The organism is Actinokineospora terrae (genome assembly GCF_900111175.1).
GTDB classification, from domain to species: domain Bacteria; phylum Actinomycetota; class Actinomycetes; order Mycobacteriales; family Pseudonocardiaceae; genus Actinokineospora; species Actinokineospora terrae.
In genome coordinates this window covers 96,373-114,949 of sequence record NZ_FOGI01000007.1, presented here as the reverse complement: position 1 = coordinate 114,949, position 18,577 = coordinate 96,373, and the positions used below count along the sequence as shown (strand labels likewise).

Sequence of the window (18,577 nt, the reverse complement as noted above, 5' to 3'; positions counted from 1 at the left end):
AATCTACTCGCGAGTCAACAAACGAGGAGGCCGGGTTTGCGCGTCGACGCCATCATCGACGACTTCACCCGGCACTGGCCGGTCTACCTCTCGATGCCCTTCGTGGCCGCGGTGATCGGCTACGTGACCAAGCGGGTCGCCATCGAGATGATGTTCCGCCCGCTGCGCTTCGTGGGCGTCGCCGAACCGTGGCTGGGCTGGCAGGGCGTGGTGCCGCGCAACTCCGCGCGGATGATCCGGACCTCGGCCGAGCTGATCACCAGCAGGCTGGTCGACCCGCGCGAGGTGGTCGAGCGGCTCGACCCGGACGAGGTGGCCCGCCAGATCCAGGGCCCGCTGCTGCTGACCGTGGACCGCATCGCCCGCGAGGTGCTGGAGCAGCACCACCCGCAGCTGTGGGAACTGCTGCCGGTGCTGGCCCAGGACCTGATCATCAAGCAGGTGCAGGCGGGCACCCCGGCGCTGGTCCGCAAGGTCATGGCCGAGGTCAGGGCCAACATCGGCGACGTGCTCGACGTAGGCCAGGTCGCGGTGACCGCGCTGGAGCGCGACAAGGAACTGCTGGTCCGGCTGGTGCGCGACATCTCCCGCCCGGAGATGGCCTTCATCGCCCGCTGCGGCATCTACTTCGGCTTCACCCTCGGCGTCGTGCAGACGGTCGTCTGGGCGCTGACCCGCGAACCCCTGGTGCTCCCGGTCTTCGGCGCCGCCATCGGCTGGTTCACCGACTGGCTGGCCATCAAGCTGGTCTTCTTCCCCCGCGAACGCACCAGGTTCCTCGGCCTGTTCTGGGTGCAGGGCGTCTTCCAGCGCCGCCGGGCCGAGGTCGCCAGGCAGTACGGCGAGCTGATCGCCCGCGAGGTGATGACCGTCCCCAACATCGTCGAGGGCGTCCTGCGCGGCCCCCGCTCCGACCGGCTGCTGGAGATGATCCAGCAACTGGTCCGCAAGTCCGTCGACGACCAGGCCAGCATCGCCAAGCCCTTCGTCGCGGTCGCGGTCGGCACCCGCCGCTTCCAGGAGATGAAGCACGCCGCCGCCGACAAGGCCATGACCTACCTCGACAGCACCGCCCTGCAAGCCGAGCCGTACGCCACCAAGGCCCTCGACATCGGCAACACCATCGCCGCCAAGATGAACCAACTCACCCGCGTCGAGTACGAGGGCCTACTGCGCCCCGCGTTCCGCCAGGACGAGTGGAAACTGATCGCCGTAGGCGCCGTAATCGGCGCCTTGGTCGGCCACCTGCAAGCCCTCTTGATGCTGGGGTGACATCGAGGAAGCCGCGGTGGACCACGGCACTCGTGGCGAACTCATCACCCGGCTCGCCGAGGCGATCAGGTCCTGTGCAGGGATGCGGGGGCTCAGGCCGGGGTGGTGCTGGTGCGGCGGGTTCGGCTGATGGCCCAGCAGGCGAGGTAGATGAGGAAGGAGATGGCGGTGACGAAGGCGCTGACGGGGGTGCCGGGGGCCAGGGACAGGATGATGCCGCCCACCGCGGAGACCTCGGCGAACAGGACGGCCAGGAGGGTGGCCTTGAGGGGGCTGGCGGTGATGCGGCAGGCGGCGGCTGCTGGGGTGACCATGAGGGCCAGTACCAGCAGGGAGCCGACGGTGCGGACGCCGAGGGCGGTGGCGGCGCCGACCATGACGGCGAAGACGATGGCGAGGCCGGTGACCGGGATGCCGCGGGCCTTGGCGACCTCGGGGTCGACGCTGGCGAACAGCAGGGGGCGGTAGAGGGCGGCGAGCAGGCCGAGCACCACGACCGCGCAGCCGCTGAGCAGGGCGACGCTGGCGAAGTCCTGGCCGACGATCTGGCCGGTGAGCAGGCCGAACTTGTTCGACGACCGGCCCTTGTAGAGCCACAGCATGAGCACGCCGAGACCCAGCCCGAACGCCAGGACGACGCCGATGACCGAGTCGTAGTCGGAGCTGCGCCGCGACAGCAGGCCGAGCACCAGGGCGGCCACGATCGCGCCCGCGAGGGCGCCGTTGCCGATGTCCCAGCCCAGCAGCAGGGCGGCCGCTCCCCCGGTGAGCGCCAGTTCGGCGGTGCCGTGCACGGAGAACGCCATGTTCCTGCTGACGATCAGCGGCCCGAGCACCCCGGCGAGCAGGCCGAGCACCGCGGCGACGACCAGCGCGGTCACCACGAACGGCAGCTCGAGCAGCTTGAGAGTCAGCTCGACGTCGAACAGCTTGTCCATCAGCGCTCCAGCAGCTGCTCGGTGTGGTGCGCGCCGTCCTCGCACAGGTCGCTGTGCGCGCCGACGATGTGGATCTGGCCGCGCACCCGGACCACGGCGATCTCGGTGCCGTACAGCTCCGACAGCGTCTCCGAGGTCATCACCTGCTCCGGCGGCCCGATCCGGAACCGGCCGTCGACCAGGTACAGCACCCGGTCGACCAGCGGCAGCACCGGGTTGATCTCGTGGGTGACGAACAGGACCGCGCTGCCCGCGTCACGGCGGCGGGCGTCGATCAGGGTGCTGACGGCGCGCTGGTGGGCCAAGTCCAGCGACAGCAGCGGCTCGTCGCAGAGCAGCACCTCGGGTTCGCCGACAAGAGCCTGGGCGACGCGCAAGCGTTGCTGCTCGCCGCCAGAGAGCAGTCCGACCGGGCGGTCGGCGTAGGCGGTAGCGCCAACGGCGTCGAGCGCGGCGTCGACCCGGCGGCGGCGTTCCCGTATACCGCCGATGCCCAGGCCCCAGCGGTGGCCGTCGTAACCGAGGCCGACGAGGTCGCGGCCACGGACAGCGACCGTTGGGTCAAGAGCGCGCTGCTGCGGGATGTAGCCGATGTTGCGGTTACCCCTACCAGGCGCCGCACCGGCAACGCGCACCGTGCCCGCGCTCAGCTTCTGCTGCCCGAGCAGGACTCGCATCAGGCTGGTCTTACCGGACCCGTTCGGCCCGAGGACCGCGACGAACTCGCCCGGCTGGACGTCCAGGTCGAGGCCGTCCCAGAGGGTTCGGTCGCCATAGGACAGTCGGGCACCCGAGAGCGACACCGCCGCGGTGGCGGTGCGGCCGCGTGCTTCGGTCATGCCGCCGCCACAGCACCGGCGAGCGCGTCGACCTGCTTGGTCATCCAGTCAAGGTATCCGGTCACGCCCTGTGGCAGCGTCTCGGTCACACCCACGACCGGGACGCCCGCCGCGCCCGCCTGCTCCTTGAGCCGCTTGGTCACCGGGATCTCGGTCTGGCTGTTGTAGACGACGGCGACGACCTGCTTGCCGGTCACCAGGGCCTCGGCCTCGGCGACGGCGGCCGCGGACGGGTCGGACTCCTCTTCGACGGCCTCGGAGAACTCGGCCGGGGTGACGTCCTCCAGTCCGGCGGTGTGCAGCAGGTAGGCGGCGACCGGTTCGGTCGACAGGACCTTCGCGCCCGGTTTGCGCTGTCCGATCTCTGCGGTCTTCACGATGAGCTCTTGCACTGCCTTGTCGAAGTTCGCCGCGTTGGCGCGGAACAGCTCGGCTTTGTCGGGGGCGACGGCGGCGAGTTCGTCAGCGACCTTGGTGGCGACCTTGCGCACGGTCTCCAGGTCGTACCAGACGTGCTCGTTCTCGCTGTGGTCGTGGTGGGCGTCGGCCGGGGCGGGCTCGGGCTTCCGCTCGTCGGCGTGCGGGTCGGCCAGGTCGACGGCGACGATGCGGCGGACGTCCACGCCGGAGGAGTCGACGAGGGTGGTGAAGAAGTCGTCGTAGCCGCCGCCGTTGGACAGCACGACGTCGGCGCCCGCGAAGGCGGTGGCGTCGGAGGGCTTGGCCTCGTAGCCGTGCGGGTCGGCGCCGGGGTCGCTGAGGATCGCGGTGACGGTGACGGCATCACCGCCCACCGCGGTGGCCACACTGGCCCACACGTTGGTGGACGCCACGACGGTGATCCGACCGTCCGACGGCGACTGGCCCTGTGAGTCCCCACACGCGGTCGCGGTGAGCGCGACCAGCCCGGCGATGGCGGCGGCGGTGCGCAGCGGTCGGCGTCCGGACCCCGTGGCGGCGGGGGTCAGGCGGTGGGTCATGGAGCACTCCTGGCCTGTCGGGTGTGCCTTCATCCGACCGCGGGACGGCGACGACACGAGAATGGAAACCGTTGTCGGTTTGAGCGTACGCCACCGCGGCGCCCGGACGTAACCCGACCGGGTGAGACCCGTTCGGTGAGCCCGCCGAGAGGTCGGGCTTCTGCAATTGGTTCTGAACCGTTACGGTCAATCCATGGCGCGGTCAACACATGTGCGACGCCCGGCGACCCTCGCGTCGCTGGCGGCGGAACTGGGGGTATCCCGGACCACCGTGTCCAACGCGTACAACCGGCCTGACCAGCTCTCACCCGAGCTGCGCAGGCGGGTCCTGGAGACCGCGCGGCGGCTGGGTTACCCCGGTCCCGACCCGGTCGCCCGGTCGCTGCGCACCCGCAAGGCCGGGGCGGTCGGACTGCTGCTCACCGAGAACCTCTCCTACGCGTTCCGCGACCCCGCGGCCCTCGGTTTCCTGGAGGGCCTGGCGCTGGCGTGCGAGGGCGCGGGGCAGGGTCTGCACCTGGTCCCGGTGAACCCGGAGCGCGAGGACGTCGCCGCGGTGCACCGGGCGGGCGTGGACGGTTTCGTCGTCTACTCGGTCCCCGACGACGACCCGCACCTGGCGGCGGTCCTGTCGCGACCGGTGCCGACCGTGGTCGCCGACCAGCCGCACGTCGAGGGCGTCGACCGGGTCGGCATCGACGACCGGGCCGCGATCACCGCGCTCGCCAAGCGCCTCATCTCGCTGGGCCACCGCCGCGTCGGCGTGCTGTGCATGCGCCTGACCCGCGACCGCAACGACGGCTTCGTCACCACCGAACGCGCCGAGACGGCGACCTTCCACGTCCAGCGCGCCCGCCTCGCCGGGCTGACCGACGCGTTCGGCGCGGTCGGCGTCGACTGGGGCCGGGTGCCCGTGGTGGAGCGCTTCGACCACAGCATCGCCAGCGGCGCGTCGGCCGCGGCCCAGTTGCTGGACGCGGACCCGCACGTCACCGCGCTGATCTGCACCTCGGACATCCTCGCCCTCGGCGCACTGGCCGAGGCCCGCCGCCGCGGCCTGCGCGTCCCCCAGGACCTCACCGTCACCGGCTTCGACGGCATCGCCGACGCCGACCGCGTCGGCCTCACCACCGTCCGCCAGCCCGTCCTGGAAAAGGGCCGAGCCGCGGGCAAACTCTTACTGGCCTCCGTCGACCCGACCCGCCCCCGCGAGATCACCCTCAACACGGAGCTGGTCCCTGGCTCGACCGCCGCCCCACCCCGCACCGCCGAAGAACGCTGGTTCGGCCCCTAACGTCCCAAATCCGCCGCAATCCCACCTGCCCGGGGACAGCTGTCCACAGCTCTCACCCCCACAGGTGCGGCCTCGCGCTGCCCTTTCCCACGTCCCACAACACGCGCACCCTCCACAAACCCCTGGCTTTGTCCACAAGCGACCTCGTGAGCGATCAGTCCAGGCAGCTCCGGCGCCTGCGAGGAGCGGCCAGGTCAGGGGTTGATGGTGAAGGGCAGTGGTGGGCTCAGGAGCGTGCCGAGGCGGGCGGTGAGGGTGTAGGGGCCGGGTTGGACTGTGGTGCGTTGGGTGGGGCAACCGGGGGCTGAGGTTCGGCCTGCCCATCTGACCTCGAAGGTGGTGCGGACCCCGGGGGCGAGGATGGTCGGCTCGGCGCCGTCGGAGGGGGTGCAGTCGTTGCTGGACCAGAGGCGGGTGGGGCCGGTGGTGATGAGCAGTTCGCGTTGGGCTCGGCCGATGTCGCGGGTGCAGGGGACCGGGCCGGTGTTGGTGATGACCACGCGGAGTTCGGGGCGGTTGCCGGGGCGGAACGCGGGTGGGTCCATCTCGGCGGCGACGGCGATGGTGGCGTCCGGGCACGGGAGGTTGGGGTCCGGCGGCGGGGGCGCGGGCGGAGCGGGTGCGGCAGCGGGCGGAGCGGCGGCGGGGGGCGAAACAGGTGCCGCCGAGGCGGACGCGGTGGCCGAGGCGGACACCGAGGCAGAGGCGGTGGCGGCAGCGGTGGGCGGGGCGCTCGACGGGGCGGTGGCGAGGCCGAGGGGGCCGAGGCCGTCGTCGCCGAGGAAGCCGGTGATGATCCAGGTCAGCAGCAGCACCGCCACGACCGCCGCGCCGACCGCGATGACCCGTCGGCGCAGGTAGACCGATCGCGGGAGCGGTTCGTCGGTTTCGATCACCTCGGGGACGGTAACGCCGGTCAGGTGTCCTCCCGTTCGGACACTCCTGCCCTATCGGGCGATGTCGCGCACGCTGGAAGACACGATCAGTGAGGTTTCTCAAAGTCCCTTGTCTGGCAACTGGGAAACGAGTTCCAATGGGTGGCCTGGAATGTCCGGATCCGGAGGTTGCCGTGACCGCCATCGACGACCTGCTGCAACGCCACATCGACGGGCCCGACCACGGGGCCCCCGAGGTGCCGACGCCCGTGCCCGGGCTGCACCTGGCGATCGTGACCTGCATGGACGCCCGCATCAAGGTGTTCGACGTGTTCGGCCTGCGCCACGGCGAGGCGCACATCATGCGCAACGCGGGCGGGATCGTCACCGACGACGTGGTGCGGTCGCTGTCGATCAGCCAGCGCAAGCTGCAGACCCGCGAGGTCATCGTCATGCAGCACACCTCGTGCGGCCTGTCGACCTTCACCGACGACGAGTTCCGCGAGGAGCTCGAGGCCGACACCGGCCTGCGCCCGACCTGGGCGGTCGAGGCGTTCCGCGAGGTCAAGGACTCGGTGCGGCAGTCCGTGGAGCGGGTGCGGCGCAGCCCGTTCATCCCGCACACCGGCAAGGTGCGCGGCTTCGTCTACGACGTGCGCACCGCCGCGCTCACCGAGGTGCTGTAACTACACTGCTGCGCGTGATCGACACCCTGCTGGACTGGTTCGACGAGAACGCCCGCGACCTGCCGTGGCGGCACAGCGGCACCACCGGCTGGGGCGTGCTGGTCAGCGAGATCATGTTGCAGCAGACGCCGGTGGCGCGCGTCGAGCCGATCTGGCTGTCGTGGATGGCGCGGTGGCCGGTGCCGTCGGCTCTGGCCGCGCAGACCCAGGGCGAGGTCGTGCGGGCCTGGGGCAAGCTGGGCTACCCGCGGCGCGCGCTGCGGTTGCACGCCGCGGCCGGGGTGATCGCCGACGAGCACGGCGACGTCGTCCCGTCCGATGTGGACACCCTGCTCGGCCTGCCCGGCATCGGCGCGTACACCGCCCGCGCGGTCGCCGCTTTCGCCTACGGCCAGCGCTGCCCGGTCGTCGACACGAACGTCCGCCGGGTGGTCGCGCGCGCGGTCAACGGCGCGGGTGACGCGGGACCGCCGTCGACGACCAGGGACTTGGCCGAGACCGAGGTGCTGCTCCCGAAGCAACCGGCGCGCGCGGCGAAGGCGTCGGCCGCGTTGATGGAGTTGGGCGCCGTCGTGTGCACCGCCAGGTCGCCGAAGTGCGTGGACTGCCCGGTCATCGCCGACTGCGCGTGGGTCCTGGCCGGTCGACCGGCCTACGACGGCCCGGCGAAGGCGGTGCAGCGCTTCGCCGGTACCGACCGCCAGGTCCGCGGCCTGCTGCTCGACGTCCTGCGCGGCAGCGCCGAGCCCGCCGAGAAGACCAGGCTGGACGTGGTGTGGAGCGACGCGGGCCAGCGCGACCGGTGCCTGGACTCGCTGCTGGTCGACGGCCTGGTCGAGCAGACATCAGACGGCCGGTTCGCCCTGCCCGGCGAGCACCGCTGACCGGGGTGGGAGGCTGACCGCATGGCACAGGGAGTTGTGGTCCTGTTCGACGAACGGGCCAACGCGGCGGTCACCCGGCTGCTCGACGGACTGGACGCGGCCGGGGTCCCCGGTGCGCGCCGGTTCCCCCCGCACGTCACCTTCGCCATGGCCTCGGACATCCCCGCCAGGACGCGGGCGGCGCTGAAGGCGGACCTGCGGGTGCTGTCGATCCCGAACCTGTGGCTCTACACGCTGTCCGCGTTCTCCCACACCGAGAACGTGCTCGTGCTCGGTGCCGTCGTGGACACCGAGTTGCTGGCCGTGCACTCCGCCGTGCACGACGTGTTGGCGGGCAAGGTGAAGAACCCCAACAGCTACTACCTGCCCGGATCGTGGGTGCCGCACTGCACGCTCGCGCACGGCATGGACGACGAGCAGGCCGCGGTCGCGTTCCGGGCCGTGTTCCCGGTCGAGCCGGTGGAGGCCAAGGTCGCGCGGGTCGCGATCCTAGACACGGCCAGTGGTGACGTGGACGTCCTCGTCTAGGACCCAGGACAGGAACGCCTCCACCGCGCCCTGGAACGCCCTCGGCGCGGACTCGTGCACCAGGTGCCCGGCCCCCTCGACCACGAGGTGCGTGCCGCCCACCCGCCGCGCGATCTCCGCCTGCTGCCCGGCGGGCATGACCGTGTGCTCGGCCTCGACCACCAGCACCGGGCAGCGGACGCTGTCGACGAGGTCCCAGTACGCCCGCTCACCCCACTCGGCGGCGATGTCGACCAGCTCGTGCGGCCCCGCGACCAGGTGGTACCCGTCGGCCCGCTCCTCGACGCACTCGCTGAAGTAGTCCGCGGCCGGGCCGAAGAACTCGCGCACGTGCCGCAGCGACGGGAACGGCACCGGCCAGGCGTCGAACAGGGCGCGCCAGTCGTCCGCGGTGCGCCCGCGCAGGTCGACGCCGACGTCCTCGACCACGAGCGCGCGCACCAGGTCGGGGTGCTCGGCGGCGAGCGCGATGCCGTGCAGCCCGCCCATCGAGTGTCCGATCACGACAGCGGGCTCCCCCAGGCCCGCCACCAGGTCGGCCGCGTCGGCGACGAAGTCCGGCGTGCGCCACCGCCCGCCCCGGTGCGGGTTGCGGCCGTGCCCGCGCGCGTCGGCGCCGACGACCCGGCCGTGGCGGGTGAGCCACGGCGCGACCGACCACCAGGTGGACGCGCGGCCCATGAGGGCGTGCAGCAGCAGGACCGGCGGACCGGTGCCGCCGAAGGTGACCACGTGGGGCCCGCTCATGGGTGTGAGTCTGCCCGAGTGGTCGCCGGTGGGTCCGGGGACGGGCCATGATGGGGGTATCCCCCCTGGAGCTTTGGAGTCGCAGTGGTCCGTGCCCGAGTTGTCTGCGTGGTGCTCGTCGCGAGCGCGTTCGCGGCGTGCAGCCCCCCCACTCGGCAGCCGGAGCCGCAGCGCCCGGAGCCGTCCGAGCAGGCCAAGGTGCCCGGGGCGGCGGGCATCGGCGACCCGTACTACCCGGACGACGGCAACGGCGGCTACGACGTCACCGGCTACGACGTGGCGATCAGCTACGAGCCGATCACCAAGCGGCTCGAAGGCGACACCACGGTCGTCGCGGTGGCGGACGCGGCGCTGACCAGGTTCAACCTCGACCTCACCGGCTACGAGGTGTCCGCCGTGGAGATCGACGGCGCGGCGGCGAGGTTCACCAGGGAGGGTGAGCACGAGCTGGTGATCACGCCCGCCACGGCGGTCGCGGCGGGGGCGGTGTTCCGCACGAGGGTCACCTACGCGGGCATGCCCAAGGTCGAGAAGGACACCGCGCTGGGCGTCAGCGGCTGGCAGATCGCGAAGTCCGGCGGCGCGTTCGTCGCCGGTGAGCCGCACTCGGCGTCGAGCTGGTACCCGGTGAACGACCACCCGCTGGACAAGGCCACCTTCCGGCTGACCGCGCGGGTGCCGCAGGGCTGGTCGGTGATCTCCAACGGCCGGGAGGAGTCGACCAGGACCGAGGGCGGCTGGACCACGTCGACCTGGGTCGAGCCGAACCGGATCGCCCCGTACCTGACCACCGTCGGCATCGACAAGTGGACCTTCGACCGGTCGGCGCTGCCCGACGGCACCCCGGTGGTCGACGCGTACGCGCCCGGCGTGGTGGACAAGCGGTTCGTCGAGACGCGGCTGCCCGAGGTGCTGGCGTTCCTGGCGGGCAAGTTCGGGCCGTACCCGCAGAGCGCGGCAGGCGGGATCTTCCTCAACGAGAGCATCTCGTTCTCGCTGGAGACCCAGACCCGGCCGATCTACGCGAAGTGGGCCGGGGTGGACGTCGTCGTGCACGAGCAGGCCCACCAGTGGTTCGGCGACAGCGTGTCCCTGGAGCGCTGGTCGGACGTGTGCCTCAACGAGTGCTTCGCCTCGTACGCGCAGTGGCTGTGGGACGAGGAGAAGAACCGCATCGACCTCGACCAGCTCTACCGCACCACGGTGGCCCGCAAGACCGACTCGTACTGGGACCGCAAGCTGGTCGACATGGGCCCGGGCAAGGAGTTCACCGCGGTCTACGACAAGGGGCAGCTCGCGGTGCACGCGCTGCGCAGGAAGCTGGGCGAGGAGAGGTTCGACACCCTGCTCAAGCGCTGGACCAGCACGCACCGCGACGGCAACGCCTCGTGGGCCGACTTCGAGGCGACGGTCGACGACGTCGCGGGGGCCGACCTCGGCGGGTTCCTGGACGCGTGGTTCCGCCAGGCGGGCAAACCGGGCGACGACGACCTCTACCCGGGGAGCCTGCGCAAGTAGGCTGTCGGCATGGCAGTCGTGAAGATCAACGCGATCGAGGTCCCCGAGGGCGCTGGCCCCGAACTGGAGAAGCGCTTCGCCGCCCGGCTCGGCGCCGTCGACGGCCAGCCCGGCTTCCTCGGCTTCGAGCTCCTGCGCCCCACCGGCGGCGGCGAGAGCAGGTACTTCGTCTACACCCGCTGGGAGTCCGAGGAGCACTTCCAGGCGTGGATGGGCGGTTCGGCCAAGGAGGCGCACTCGGGCGAGCGGGCCAAGCCGGTCGGCAGCGGGTCGAGCCTGCTGGAGTTCGAGGTCGTGCAGTCGGCAGGCCTGAAGGGTGAGGCCTGAGCACGACGGCGCCTGATCTCGACCGCGCCGCCGAGGCCATCGGCACGGCGGGTGCGGTGCTGGTGTGCGCGGGGGCGGGCATGGGGGTCGACTCCGGCCTGCCCGACTTCCGCGGCACCGAGGGTTTCTGGCGCGCGTACCCGCCGTACCACCGGCTCGGCCTGCGCTTCGAGGAACTGGCCGACCCGGTCCACTTCACCGAGGACCCCGAGCTGGCCTGGGGTTTCTACGGCCACCGGCTCGACCTGTACCGGACGACGGTGCCGCACGCGGGTTTCCGGGTGCTCCTGGACTGGGGAGCCCGGGTGTTCACGTCCAATGTGGATGGCCAGTTCCAGCTCGCGGGTTTCACCGACGTCGCCGAGGTGCACGGGTCGATCCACCACCTCCAGTGCACCCTTCCTTGCCGCAGCGAGGTGTGGGCGGCGGAGGTGGATGTGGAGATCGACCCGGAGTCCATGCGCGCGGTCGGCCCGCTTCCGTCGTGCCCGGCGTGCGGGGCGTTGGCGCGGCCCAACATCCTGATGTTCGGCGACTCCTGGTGGGTGCCGCACCGCAGCCAGTCCGCTGTGGACTCGTTGGCCCGTTGGCGGCGGTCGGTGCGAGACCTCGCGGTGGTGGAAATCGGTGCCGGGCAAGCGGTTCCGACTGTCCGCCGGTACGCGGAACTGGCCAGTGCGGCGTCCGGGCGCTTGATCCGGATCAACCCCCGCGAGCCGGAAGTCCGCCACGGCAGAGGAATCTCACTCCCCATGCTCGCGGCGGAAGCCCTCGCCGAGATCCAATCCCGGCTCGCTACGTGAAACGGCGCGGCAGGTCATCCCTGCCGCGCCGTTCTCGGTTGGTGGTGCTCAGCCGACGCGCCTGCGGTAGGCGCGCAGGGCCAGCGGGAAGAAGACCGCGGCGATGCCGATTGCCCAGAGGAAGGCCCAGCCCGCGTCGGCGACCCAGTCGCCGCCGAGGAGCAGGCCGCGGGCGGCGTTCGCGAGGTGGGTGACGGGGTTGATGTCGACCCAGACCTGGAGCCAGCCGGGCAGCGAGTCCGACGGGACGAAGACGTTGCTGCCGAAGGTCAGCGGGAAGATGAAGGCGACCAGGGTGCCCGGGACGGCCTGCGGGCTCTTGACCAGCATGCCGACGAACACCGACACCCAGCACAGGCACAGCCCGAACGCGATCAGCAGCGCGATCGCGATGAGGAAGCGGCCCGGGTCGGTCTGCACCCGGAAGCCCATGATGACCGCGACCACGAGCAGCACGGTCAGCGTGACCACGAACCGCACGATGTCGCCGAGCACCGCGCCGATCAGCGGTGCCGAGCGGGCGATCGGCATGCTGCGGAACCGGTCGAACACGCCCTTGGTGATGTCGGCGTTGAGCGCCATGCCGGTGCCGAGGCTGGCGAAGGCGATGTTCTGCACCATCAGGCCGGGCAGCAGCACCTGCAGGTACGCGTCGGTGCTGCCCTGGATGGCGCCGCCGAACAGGTAGACGAACAGCAGCAGGAAGATGATCGGCTGGAGCGTCACGTCCAGCAGCGACTCGGGGTTCTTGCGGACCTTGGTGACGGCGCGGCCCGCGAGGGTGAACCCGTGGCGCAGCGCGCTGCCGGGGCTGATGTGGGTGATGGGGGCGGTCGCGGTGGTCATGCCAGGCTCCCTTCGGTGACCGGAGTGGTGGGGGTGGTGCGGCCGGTGAGGGTCAGGAAGACGTCGTCGAGGCTGGGCAGGCGCAGCCCGATCTCGTCGGCGGTGATGCCCGCCTCGTCGAGCCTGCGCACGACGCTGGAGAGCAGCAGCGGGTTGTCGACCGGGGTGGACAGCAGGCCCGCGTCGGTGTTGACCAGGGGCTCGATGCCGGTCAGCTCGCGCAGGATCGTCGCGATCGCGGGCGTGTCGGCGGCCACCGTCGGGCGGACCTGCAGGCTCTGGCCGCCGGTGCGGCGCTTGAGCTCGTACGGGGTGCCCGCGGCGATGACCTTGCCGTGGTCGATGACGGTGATGAGGTCGGCGAGCTGGTCGGCCTCCTCCAGGTACTGCGTGGTGAGCAGCACGGTCACCCCGTCGTCGACCAGGCCGCGCACCGTCGCCCACACCTCGTTGCGGCTGTGCGGGTCCAGGCCGGTGGTGGGTTCGTCCAAGTACAGGACCTGCGGGCGGCCGACCAGGCTGGCGGCCAGGTCGGCGCGCCTGCGCATGCCACCGGAGTACGTCTTGACCGACCGGCTCGCGGCGTCGGTCAGCTCGAACTTGGCCAGCAGCTCGGCCGCCCTGGCCTTGGCGTCGGCCTTGGACAGGCCGAGCAGCTTGCCGATCAGCACCAGGTTCTCGGTGCCGGACAGGTCCTCGTCGACCGAGGCGTACTGCCCGGTCAGGCCGATGATCCCGCGCACCGCGGTGGCCTGGGTGGCCACGTCGTACCCGGCGACGCGCGCCCACCCCTCGTCAGCGCGCAACAGCGTTGCCAGCACCCGGACCGCGGTGGTCTTACCGGCGCCGTTAGGACCAAGGACCCCCAGGACCTTGCCTGGCGGTACCGCGAGGTTGACCCCGTCTAGGGCAACGGTGTCGCCGAAGCGCTTGACCAGCCCTTCGGCCTCGATCGCGTAGGACATGTTCGCCCCCTCCTTCTCGTTCGAACCTAGAGTCGCCCCCCTCGCTGTCAAACCGAGCACAGGACACTGTCAGCGGTTGACAACGCCGCCCGGACTTCTCAGGCATCCTGGGTGCATGACGGCGCACCAGACCGAGGACTTGGCGGTCCCCACCGACGAGGACGCGGCGGCGCCACCCCGCCGCCGACGCCGCCGCGGGGTCACGTTCTTCCTGTCCCTGCTGGTCGCGCCGCTGATCGCGGTGTCGGTGATGCGCCTGGGCGGCATCGACGGCAACAACCTGACCGCCATCACCCTGGCGCTGACCCCGTACATCGCCGGGTACGGCCTGCTGGTCACGCTGCTCGCCCTGGCCCTGCGCCGGAAGGTCCTCACCGCGGTGGCGCTGGTGCTGACGCTGTCACTCGGCGTGCTGCTCGTCCCCCGACTGCTGGCCGACGGCGACCCGATCCCGCAGGGCCAGCGGGTGCGGCTGATGAGCGCGAACCTGATGATCGGCCGCGGCGACCCGAACGTGCTGGTGTCCCTGGTCCGCGACGCGAAGGTGGACGTGCTGACGCTGCAAGAGCTGACTCCTGTCGCACTCAGCAAGCTCGACGCGGCCGGGCTCGGCGACCTCTTGCCCTACCGGGCGGTGCAGCCGGTACCGGGCGGAGAGGGCGGCGGGATCCTGTCCCGGATCCCCCTGCGCCAGATCTCCCTCGTCGAGAACACCCAATTCGAGAACGTCGCCGCCGTCGTCGACCTGTCCGGCCCGGTCGACATCGAGGTCGTCACCATCCACATCGTCCCGCCGACGACCAACGACACGGCCCGCAAGACCTGGCAACGCGAACTCGCCAGCCTCCCAGGACCCGACTCTTACGGCCGACCACGGGTGCTGGCAGGTGACTTCAACGCCACCCTTGACCACCACGCGTTCACCGGCCTCTTGGACCGCGGCTACAACGACGCCGCCGAACTGGCAGGCGAGGGCATGCGGCCGACCTGGTCCTCCAAGTCACCCCCGAGCCCCCCGGTGACCATCGACCACATCGTCCTGGACCGCCGCATCGGCGCCCCTTCAGTCGCCGTCTACGACCTGCCCGGCAGCGACCACAACGCGGTGTTCGCCGAGCTTGCCCTGCCTAGGTAGTCCTGTTCGTTTCCGATCCACTGTGGACAGAACCCGGCCGTTTTGGCTTGCGTTGATCTACGACCGTTCGACTTGTGCCCACGACACCACCCTCCGCGCGCCGTTCTGCTTCTGACCAGGCATTTCCCGTTGGTCACGCTGGCGAGATTCACCCGGTTCGGCGACAAAAGTTATCCACATCTGGATCTTCGGCGCCCTGTTTCAAGATCGTCTGTCGGGGGGTGCCGGTAGGCTGGGACCTGGGACGCCCCCCGGAGAGGGTGGGGGCTGGGGCCGGACTGGCGTGCGCGCGCGAAGCGGTGGGGGCGGGGTAAGCGGGGCGGCGCGGGGTAAGAGGTCTAGGCGGCCATGGGAGCTGCCGCAGGGGTAAGAGAACCGGCTCGGAACGAGGGGCCTGCCACGGGCAAGGGACTGGCGTGGGGCGCGGGATCTAGTGCGAGGTCCATTGCGGGGCAAAGGATCCAGCAGAGGCAAAAGGTCCGCTGCGGGGCAAGCGGTCTGATGTGGAGCGGAGGACGGCGCGAGGGGATATCCCGCACAAGGCAGCAGATCTGGTGTGCGGCAAGAGAAGAGCCGCAGCTGTAACCAGTCCAGGAGAAGGCGGCGCTAGGGCATGGACGGGTTGGGGATGAGGGTGTGGTTTAGTTCGATCAAGGCGGCGGGGCGGTCGAGGGTTAGGGCTTTGGTGTAGGTGGTGGTGAAGGTTTCCGGGCCGAGGGCTTCCGCGAGGCGGGCGCGGAGGTCTACCAGTTCTGGGTTTCCCAGGTCGGGGGCGCCGCGGATTACCTCGGCCAGGGCGAGCATGTGGGTGGCGGTGGTGGGGCTGCCTTGGGCGAGGAGGGTTTGGGCGGTGAGTTCGGCGATGGTGCCGATGATGGGCATGTCGCCGATGTCGGCTATGGCGGTGAGGGCGGCGGCGAGGTGGGTTCGCGCGGTGTCCGGGTCGTGTTCGGCGAGGGCGATCTGGGCGGCCAGGCCGCTGTAGAGGGCGAACCAGTGGTGGTTGTGGTTGCCGTCGGCGTCGCGGAGGGCCTGGCCCCGGGCCATCAGGGACTTGGCCTCGGCGAGGTCGCCGCGCAGGCGGACGACGGAGGCGAGCCAGCCGTAGAGCAGGGCCTGGTTCTCGTGGGTGCTCGACGACGCGGCCAGGTCGAGGGCGCGGCGCAGGTCGGCCTCCGCACCCGCGAGGTCACCGGCGCGGCCGAGTTGCAGGCCCAGCCTGCCCAGCGCCCCCGGCATCTCGTCGATCGCCCCCAGCTCCGTCACCAGCCGCACCGACTCCTCGTTGGCCAGCACCGCGCCCGCGTGGTCACCGCGCATCGACCGCCGGTCCGACACCTGCCCGATCGCGATCGCCTGCCCCCAGCGGTCACCCAGGGCCCGGAACGCCGCCAACGCGCGCTCACCGCTGTCCTCCGCCTCGACCAACGCGCCCCGGTTGTCGTGCAGGAACGCCGCCGCGAGCAGCGACAGGGCCCGCGCCCACGGGTCGGGGTGCTTGTCGCCGCGGTCGAGCCCGGCGATCGCCTCGTCGACGTCGCCCGCGAACGCGGCCAGCATCGGCTCCATCATCACCATGATCGGGTAGTGCGCCATGGCGTCGGTGGCGACGAGGTCGGCCCGCAGCTGCCGGATGACGTCCTTGTCGGGGACACCGGCGGCCTCGACGAACGTGGCCATCGAGCGCAGCGTGGCCCTGGCGTGCGGCGGCGCGTCACCCGGCATCGCGGCCACCTCGGTGACCAGCGTCAGCGCCTCCCGGTGGTGGCCGCTGATCATCCAGAACCAGCCCGCGGTGACCGCCAACCGGTGCGCCAGGTCCGCGTCCTGCATGGCGATCGCGTACCGCAGCGCGGCGAGCAGGTTCTCGTGGTCGGCGGTAACCCTGGCCAGCCACCGCACCTGTTCAGGACCGCGCAGCCGCGGTTCGGCCTCCACGAGGTAGGACAAGAAGTAGCGGCACAACGCCTCGCGCGCGCGGTCGGTCTCCCCCAACTCGGTGAGCCGCTCGGCCGCGTACGCGCGCACGGTCTCCAGCATCCGGTACCGCACCTGGCCGTCGCGGCCCGCGTCGGCGACCACAATGGACTTCTCGACCAGCGCGGCCAGCACGTAGACCACGTCGTCGGCGGGCAGCAGGTCGTCGTCGGCGGCGACGGCGGCGACGGACTCGGCGAGCGCGGCGACCGGGAACACCGACAGCCGGGCCGCGAGCACCCGCTCCGGCTTCTCCAGCAGGTCCCAGCTCCACTCGACGACCGCGCGCAGCGTCCGGTGCCTGGGCAGCGAGGTGCGGCTGCCGCCGGTGAGCAGCCGGAACCGGTCGTGCAGCCGTTCGGCGATCTGGCCGACCGTCATCGACCGCAGCCGCGCCGCCGCGAGCTCCAACGCCAGCGGTAGCCCGTCGAGGCCGCGGCAGATCTCGGCCACCACACGCGCGTTGTCCTCTTCGAGCCGGAACGCCGGTGACGCGGAGGTGGCGCGGTCGGCGAACAACCGGACAGCGTCGGCCTTGGTCACTTCCTCCGGTAGCGCTGTCTCCCCCGGTAGACCCAACGGGCCGAGCGGGTAGGCAGCCTCACCGGTGATGGCCAGCGGTTCACGGCTAGTGGCCAGCACCCGCAACCGGGGGCACCGGGCCAACAACGCGTCCGCCAGTGCCGCGGCCGCCTCGATGAGGTGCTCGCAGTTGTCCAGGACGAGCAGGCTGCGCTGGCTGCCGAGCACCTCGACCAGCCGGTCCAGCGCGGTCCCGGTCCGCGGTGCCGGGTGGGTCTCGATGAGCCGGGACTCCCGGATCCCCAGGGCCGCCAGCGCCGCCGCGGTCACGTCGTCGGCCGCCCGGACCCCGGCCAGCTCGACGAACCACGACATGCCGTCCTGCCCGGCCACGACCTCCCTGGACAGCCGGGTCTTGCCCGCGCCGCCGGGGCCGAGCAGGGTGACCAGCCTGGTGGAGTCCAGCAGCCTGGTCACCTCGGCGAGCTCGACCTGCCGCCCCACGAAGCTGGTCAACGACGCCGTGGCCACCCTGGCCGGGGCGGGCGCGATCTCGCCGCGCAGCACCGAGACGTGCAGTTCCCGCAGCTCGGGTGACGGCTCGACCCCCAGCTCCTCGGCCAGCACCCGCCGCGCCTGCTCGTAGACCGCCAGCGCCTCGGCCTGCCGGCCGGCCAGGAACAACGCCTTCACCAGCAACGCCGCGGGCCGCTCCCGCAACGGGTGCTCGGCCACCAGCGTCGTCAACTCGGCGATGACCTCGCCGTGCCCGCCGTCCCGGATCGCCGCATCGATGCGGTCCTCACGGGCGCCGACCCGCAACTCCTCCAGCCTCGCGACAACAGCCCCGGCGAACGGCGCGTCCTCCAGGCCTGCCAGTGCGGGACCGGCCCACAGCTCCTCGGCCGCCGCGAGCACCCGGGCGGCCTCCGCGTACCTCTCCTCGCGCAGCGCGGCCCGCCCGGTGGCCACCAGCCGCTCGAAGCGGTGCACGTCGACCTGGTCGGCGGCGATCGCCAGCCGGTACCCGGCCGGGTGCGACTCGACCAGCCCGTCCGCCCCCACCTTGAGGCCCCGCCGCAACCGCGACACCAGGGACTGCAACGCGTTGGTCGCGTCCGCGGGCGGGTCGTCGCCCCACAGGCCCGAGACCAGCTCGGACACCGACACCACCCGACCGGCGTCCAGCGCCAGGAGGGCCACCAGCATCCGCAACCGGGTCCCGCCCACCCCGAGCACCGCCCCGTCCTCCCCGACGAGGCGCAGCGGGCCGAGCAACGACACCTGCACGACTACAGCTTCCCAGATCGGCGGTAGTGGTTTCCGCAAGGCACGAACCCGGTCGCCGATCAGGGCGGTTTGTCGGTTATCCACCCGGGAACCGCTGCCCCGCACGGAATTGACCGGCGCTGAAAGCACAGTGGGCGGCTCCCCGAGGGGA

General features: G+C 71.5%; 17 protein-coding genes. 9 read left to right on the top strand and 8 right to left on the bottom strand.

Annotated features, from left to right (window positions below; genetic code table 11):
- Nucleotides 1–36 precede the first annotated feature (36 nt).
- A complete protein-coding gene (locus BMY07_RS16985; protein WP_092779350.1) occupies nt 37–1,272 on the top strand; it encodes a DUF445 family protein in 1,236 nt (411 codons plus the stop codon).
- A gap of 92 nt (nt 1,273–1,364) precedes the next feature.
- On the opposite strand, the gene BMY07_RS16980 is transcribed toward BMY07_RS16985, so the two are convergent.
- The 3 genes from BMY07_RS16980 to BMY07_RS16970 are packed head-to-tail and all read right to left on the bottom strand — an operon-like array spanning nt 1,365 to nt 4,029.
- Nucleotides 1,365–2,210, bottom strand: a complete 846-nt coding sequence (locus BMY07_RS16980; protein ID WP_092779348.1) for a metal ABC transporter permease — start codon at nt 2,208–2,210, stop codon at nt 1,365–1,367.
- Nucleotides 2,210–3,049 (bottom strand): metal ABC transporter ATP-binding protein, encoded by an 840-nt coding sequence (locus BMY07_RS16975; protein WP_092779346.1) that lies wholly within the window; start codon nt 3,047–3,049, stop codon nt 2,210–2,212. The genes BMY07_RS16980 and BMY07_RS16975 overlap by 1 nt, the downstream gene beginning before the upstream one ends.
- A complete protein-coding gene (locus BMY07_RS16970; RefSeq protein ID WP_092779344.1) occupies nt 3,046–4,029 on the bottom strand; it encodes a metal ABC transporter solute-binding protein, Zn/Mn family in 984 nt (327 codons plus the stop codon). The genes BMY07_RS16975 and BMY07_RS16970 overlap by 4 nt, the downstream gene beginning before the upstream one ends.
- Nucleotides 4,030–4,222: 193 nt before the next feature.
- On the opposite strand from BMY07_RS16970, the gene BMY07_RS16965 reads away from it, so the two are divergent.
- Entirely contained in the window at nt 4,223–5,323 is a 1,101-nt protein-coding gene (locus BMY07_RS16965; protein WP_092779342.1) for a LacI family DNA-binding transcriptional regulator, read from the top strand.
- A 194-nt stretch (nt 5,324–5,517) separates the two neighbouring features.
- Here BMY07_RS16965 and BMY07_RS34390 read toward each other — a convergent pair whose 3' ends face one another.
- Nucleotides 5,518–6,219 carry a hypothetical protein gene (locus BMY07_RS34390; protein WP_092779340.1) on the bottom strand — a complete coding sequence of 234 codons (702 nt, stop codon included), beginning with the start codon at nt 6,217–6,219 and terminating at the stop codon, nt 5,518–5,520.
- 173 nt (nt 6,220–6,392) lie between these two features.
- Here BMY07_RS34390 and BMY07_RS16955 point away from each other — a divergent pair, with 173 nt between their 5' ends.
- From BMY07_RS16955 to BMY07_RS16945, 3 genes are read left to right on the top strand one after another with little or no spacing between them, the layout of a single operon-like run.
- Nucleotides 6,393–6,884 (top strand): beta-class carbonic anhydrase, encoded by a 492-nt coding sequence (locus BMY07_RS16955; protein WP_092779986.1) that lies wholly within the window; start codon nt 6,393–6,395, stop codon nt 6,882–6,884.
- A gap of 14 nt (nt 6,885–6,898) precedes the next feature.
- Nucleotides 6,899–7,768, top strand: a complete 870-nt coding sequence (locus BMY07_RS16950) for an HhH-GPD family protein (protein WP_177215616.1) — start codon at nt 6,899–6,901, stop codon at nt 7,766–7,768.
- Nucleotides 7,769–7,789: 21 nt separating this feature from the next.
- Nucleotides 7,790–8,296, top strand: coding sequence for a 2'-5' RNA ligase family protein (locus BMY07_RS16945; protein ID WP_092779338.1), 507 nt, complete (start codon nt 7,790–7,792; stop codon nt 8,294–8,296).
- Here the strand turns inward: BMY07_RS16945 and BMY07_RS16940 are convergent.
- The gene (locus BMY07_RS16940; RefSeq protein ID WP_092779336.1) at nt 8,258–9,043 is read right to left on the bottom strand and encodes an alpha/beta fold hydrolase; all 786 of its coding nucleotides are present in this window, start codon (nt 9,041–9,043) and stop codon (nt 8,258–8,260) included. The genes BMY07_RS16945 and BMY07_RS16940 overlap by 39 nt on opposite strands.
- 84 nt (nt 9,044–9,127) lie before the next feature.
- Here BMY07_RS16940 and BMY07_RS16935 point away from each other — a divergent pair, with 84 nt between their 5' ends.
- The 3 genes from BMY07_RS16935 to BMY07_RS16925 all read left to right on the top strand — a co-directional run bounded on the left by BMY07_RS16935 (nt 9,128) and on the right by BMY07_RS16925 (nt 11,691).
- The gene (locus BMY07_RS16935) at nt 9,128–10,561 is read left to right on the top strand and encodes a M1 family metallopeptidase (RefSeq protein WP_092779334.1); all 1,434 of its coding nucleotides are present in this window, start codon (nt 9,128–9,130) and stop codon (nt 10,559–10,561) included.
- Nucleotides 10,562–10,570: 9 nt separating this feature from the next.
- Nucleotides 10,571–10,888 carry an antibiotic biosynthesis monooxygenase family protein gene (locus tag BMY07_RS16930; RefSeq protein ID WP_092779332.1) on the top strand — a complete coding sequence of 106 codons (318 nt, stop codon included), beginning with the start codon at nt 10,571–10,573 and terminating at the stop codon, nt 10,886–10,888.
- Between the two features lie 80 nt (nt 10,889–10,968).
- The gene (locus BMY07_RS16925; protein WP_092779330.1) at nt 10,969–11,691 is read left to right on the top strand and encodes an SIR2 family NAD-dependent protein deacylase; all 723 of its coding nucleotides are present in this window, start codon (nt 10,969–10,971) and stop codon (nt 11,689–11,691) included.
- Nucleotides 11,692–11,739: 48 nt separating this feature from the next.
- Here the strand turns inward: BMY07_RS16925 and BMY07_RS16920 are convergent, their stop codons facing one another.
- Both BMY07_RS16920 and BMY07_RS16915 read right to left on the bottom strand, forming a co-directional pair.
- Nucleotides 11,740–12,537, bottom strand: coding sequence for an ABC transporter permease (locus BMY07_RS16920; RefSeq protein WP_092779328.1), 798 nt, complete (start codon nt 12,535–12,537; stop codon nt 11,740–11,742).
- Nucleotides 12,534–13,502, bottom strand: coding sequence for an ATP-binding cassette domain-containing protein (locus BMY07_RS16915; RefSeq protein WP_092779326.1), 969 nt, complete (start codon nt 13,500–13,502; stop codon nt 12,534–12,536). The genes BMY07_RS16920 and BMY07_RS16915 overlap by 4 nt, the downstream gene beginning before the upstream one ends.
- A 115-nt stretch (nt 13,503–13,617) precedes the next feature.
- On the opposite strand from BMY07_RS16915, the gene BMY07_RS16910 reads away from it, so the two are divergent.
- Nucleotides 13,618–14,637, top strand: a complete 1,020-nt coding sequence (locus BMY07_RS16910; protein ID WP_177215615.1) for an endonuclease/exonuclease/phosphatase family protein — start codon at nt 13,618–13,620, stop codon at nt 14,635–14,637.
- 606 nt (nt 14,638–15,243) lie between these two features.
- On the opposite strand, the gene BMY07_RS16905 is transcribed toward BMY07_RS16910, so the two are convergent.
- Entirely contained in the window at nt 15,244–18,510 is a 3,267-nt protein-coding gene (locus BMY07_RS16905) for an AfsR/SARP family transcriptional regulator (protein WP_143073525.1), read from the bottom strand.
- Between the last annotated feature and the right edge of the window lie 67 nt (nt 18,511–18,577).

What these genes read in the sequence shown, in the direction of transcription:
- BMY07_RS16970 (WP_092779344.1), bottom strand. Translation starts at nt 4,029, where the DNA reads ATGACCCACCGCCTGACCCCCGCCGCCACGGGGTCCGGACGCCGACCG.
- BMY07_RS16930 (WP_092779332.1), top strand. Translation starts at nt 10,571, where the DNA reads ATGGCAGTCGTGAAGATCAACGCGATCGAGGTCCCCGAGGGCGCTGGC.
- BMY07_RS16910 (WP_177215615.1), top strand. Translation starts at nt 13,618, where the DNA reads ATGACGGCGCACCAGACCGAGGACTTGGCGGTCCCCACCGACGAGGAC.
- BMY07_RS16975 (WP_092779346.1), bottom strand. Translation starts at nt 3,049, where the DNA reads ATGACCGAAGCACGCGGCCGCACCGCCACCGCGGCGGTGTCGCTCTCG.
- BMY07_RS16940 (WP_092779336.1), bottom strand. Translation starts at nt 9,043, where the DNA reads ATGAGCGGGCCCCACGTGGTCACCTTCGGCGGCACCGGTCCGCCGGTC.
- BMY07_RS16920 (WP_092779328.1), bottom strand. Translation starts at nt 12,537, where the DNA reads ATGACCACCGCGACCGCCCCCATCACCCACATCAGCCCCGGCAGCGCG.
- BMY07_RS16980 (WP_092779348.1), bottom strand. Translation starts at nt 2,210, where the DNA reads ATGGACAAGCTGTTCGACGTCGAGCTGACTCTCAAGCTGCTCGAGCTG.
- BMY07_RS16925 (WP_092779330.1), top strand. Translation starts at nt 10,969, where the DNA reads ATGGGGGTCGACTCCGGCCTGCCCGACTTCCGCGGCACCGAGGGTTTC.
- BMY07_RS16945 (WP_092779338.1), top strand. Translation starts at nt 7,790, where the DNA reads ATGGCACAGGGAGTTGTGGTCCTGTTCGACGAACGGGCCAACGCGGCG.
- BMY07_RS16965 (WP_092779342.1), top strand. Translation starts at nt 4,223, where the DNA reads ATGGCGCGGTCAACACATGTGCGACGCCCGGCGACCCTCGCGTCGCTG.
- BMY07_RS16915 (WP_092779326.1), bottom strand. Translation starts at nt 13,502, where the DNA reads ATGTCCTACGCGATCGAGGCCGAAGGGCTGGTCAAGCGCTTCGGCGAC.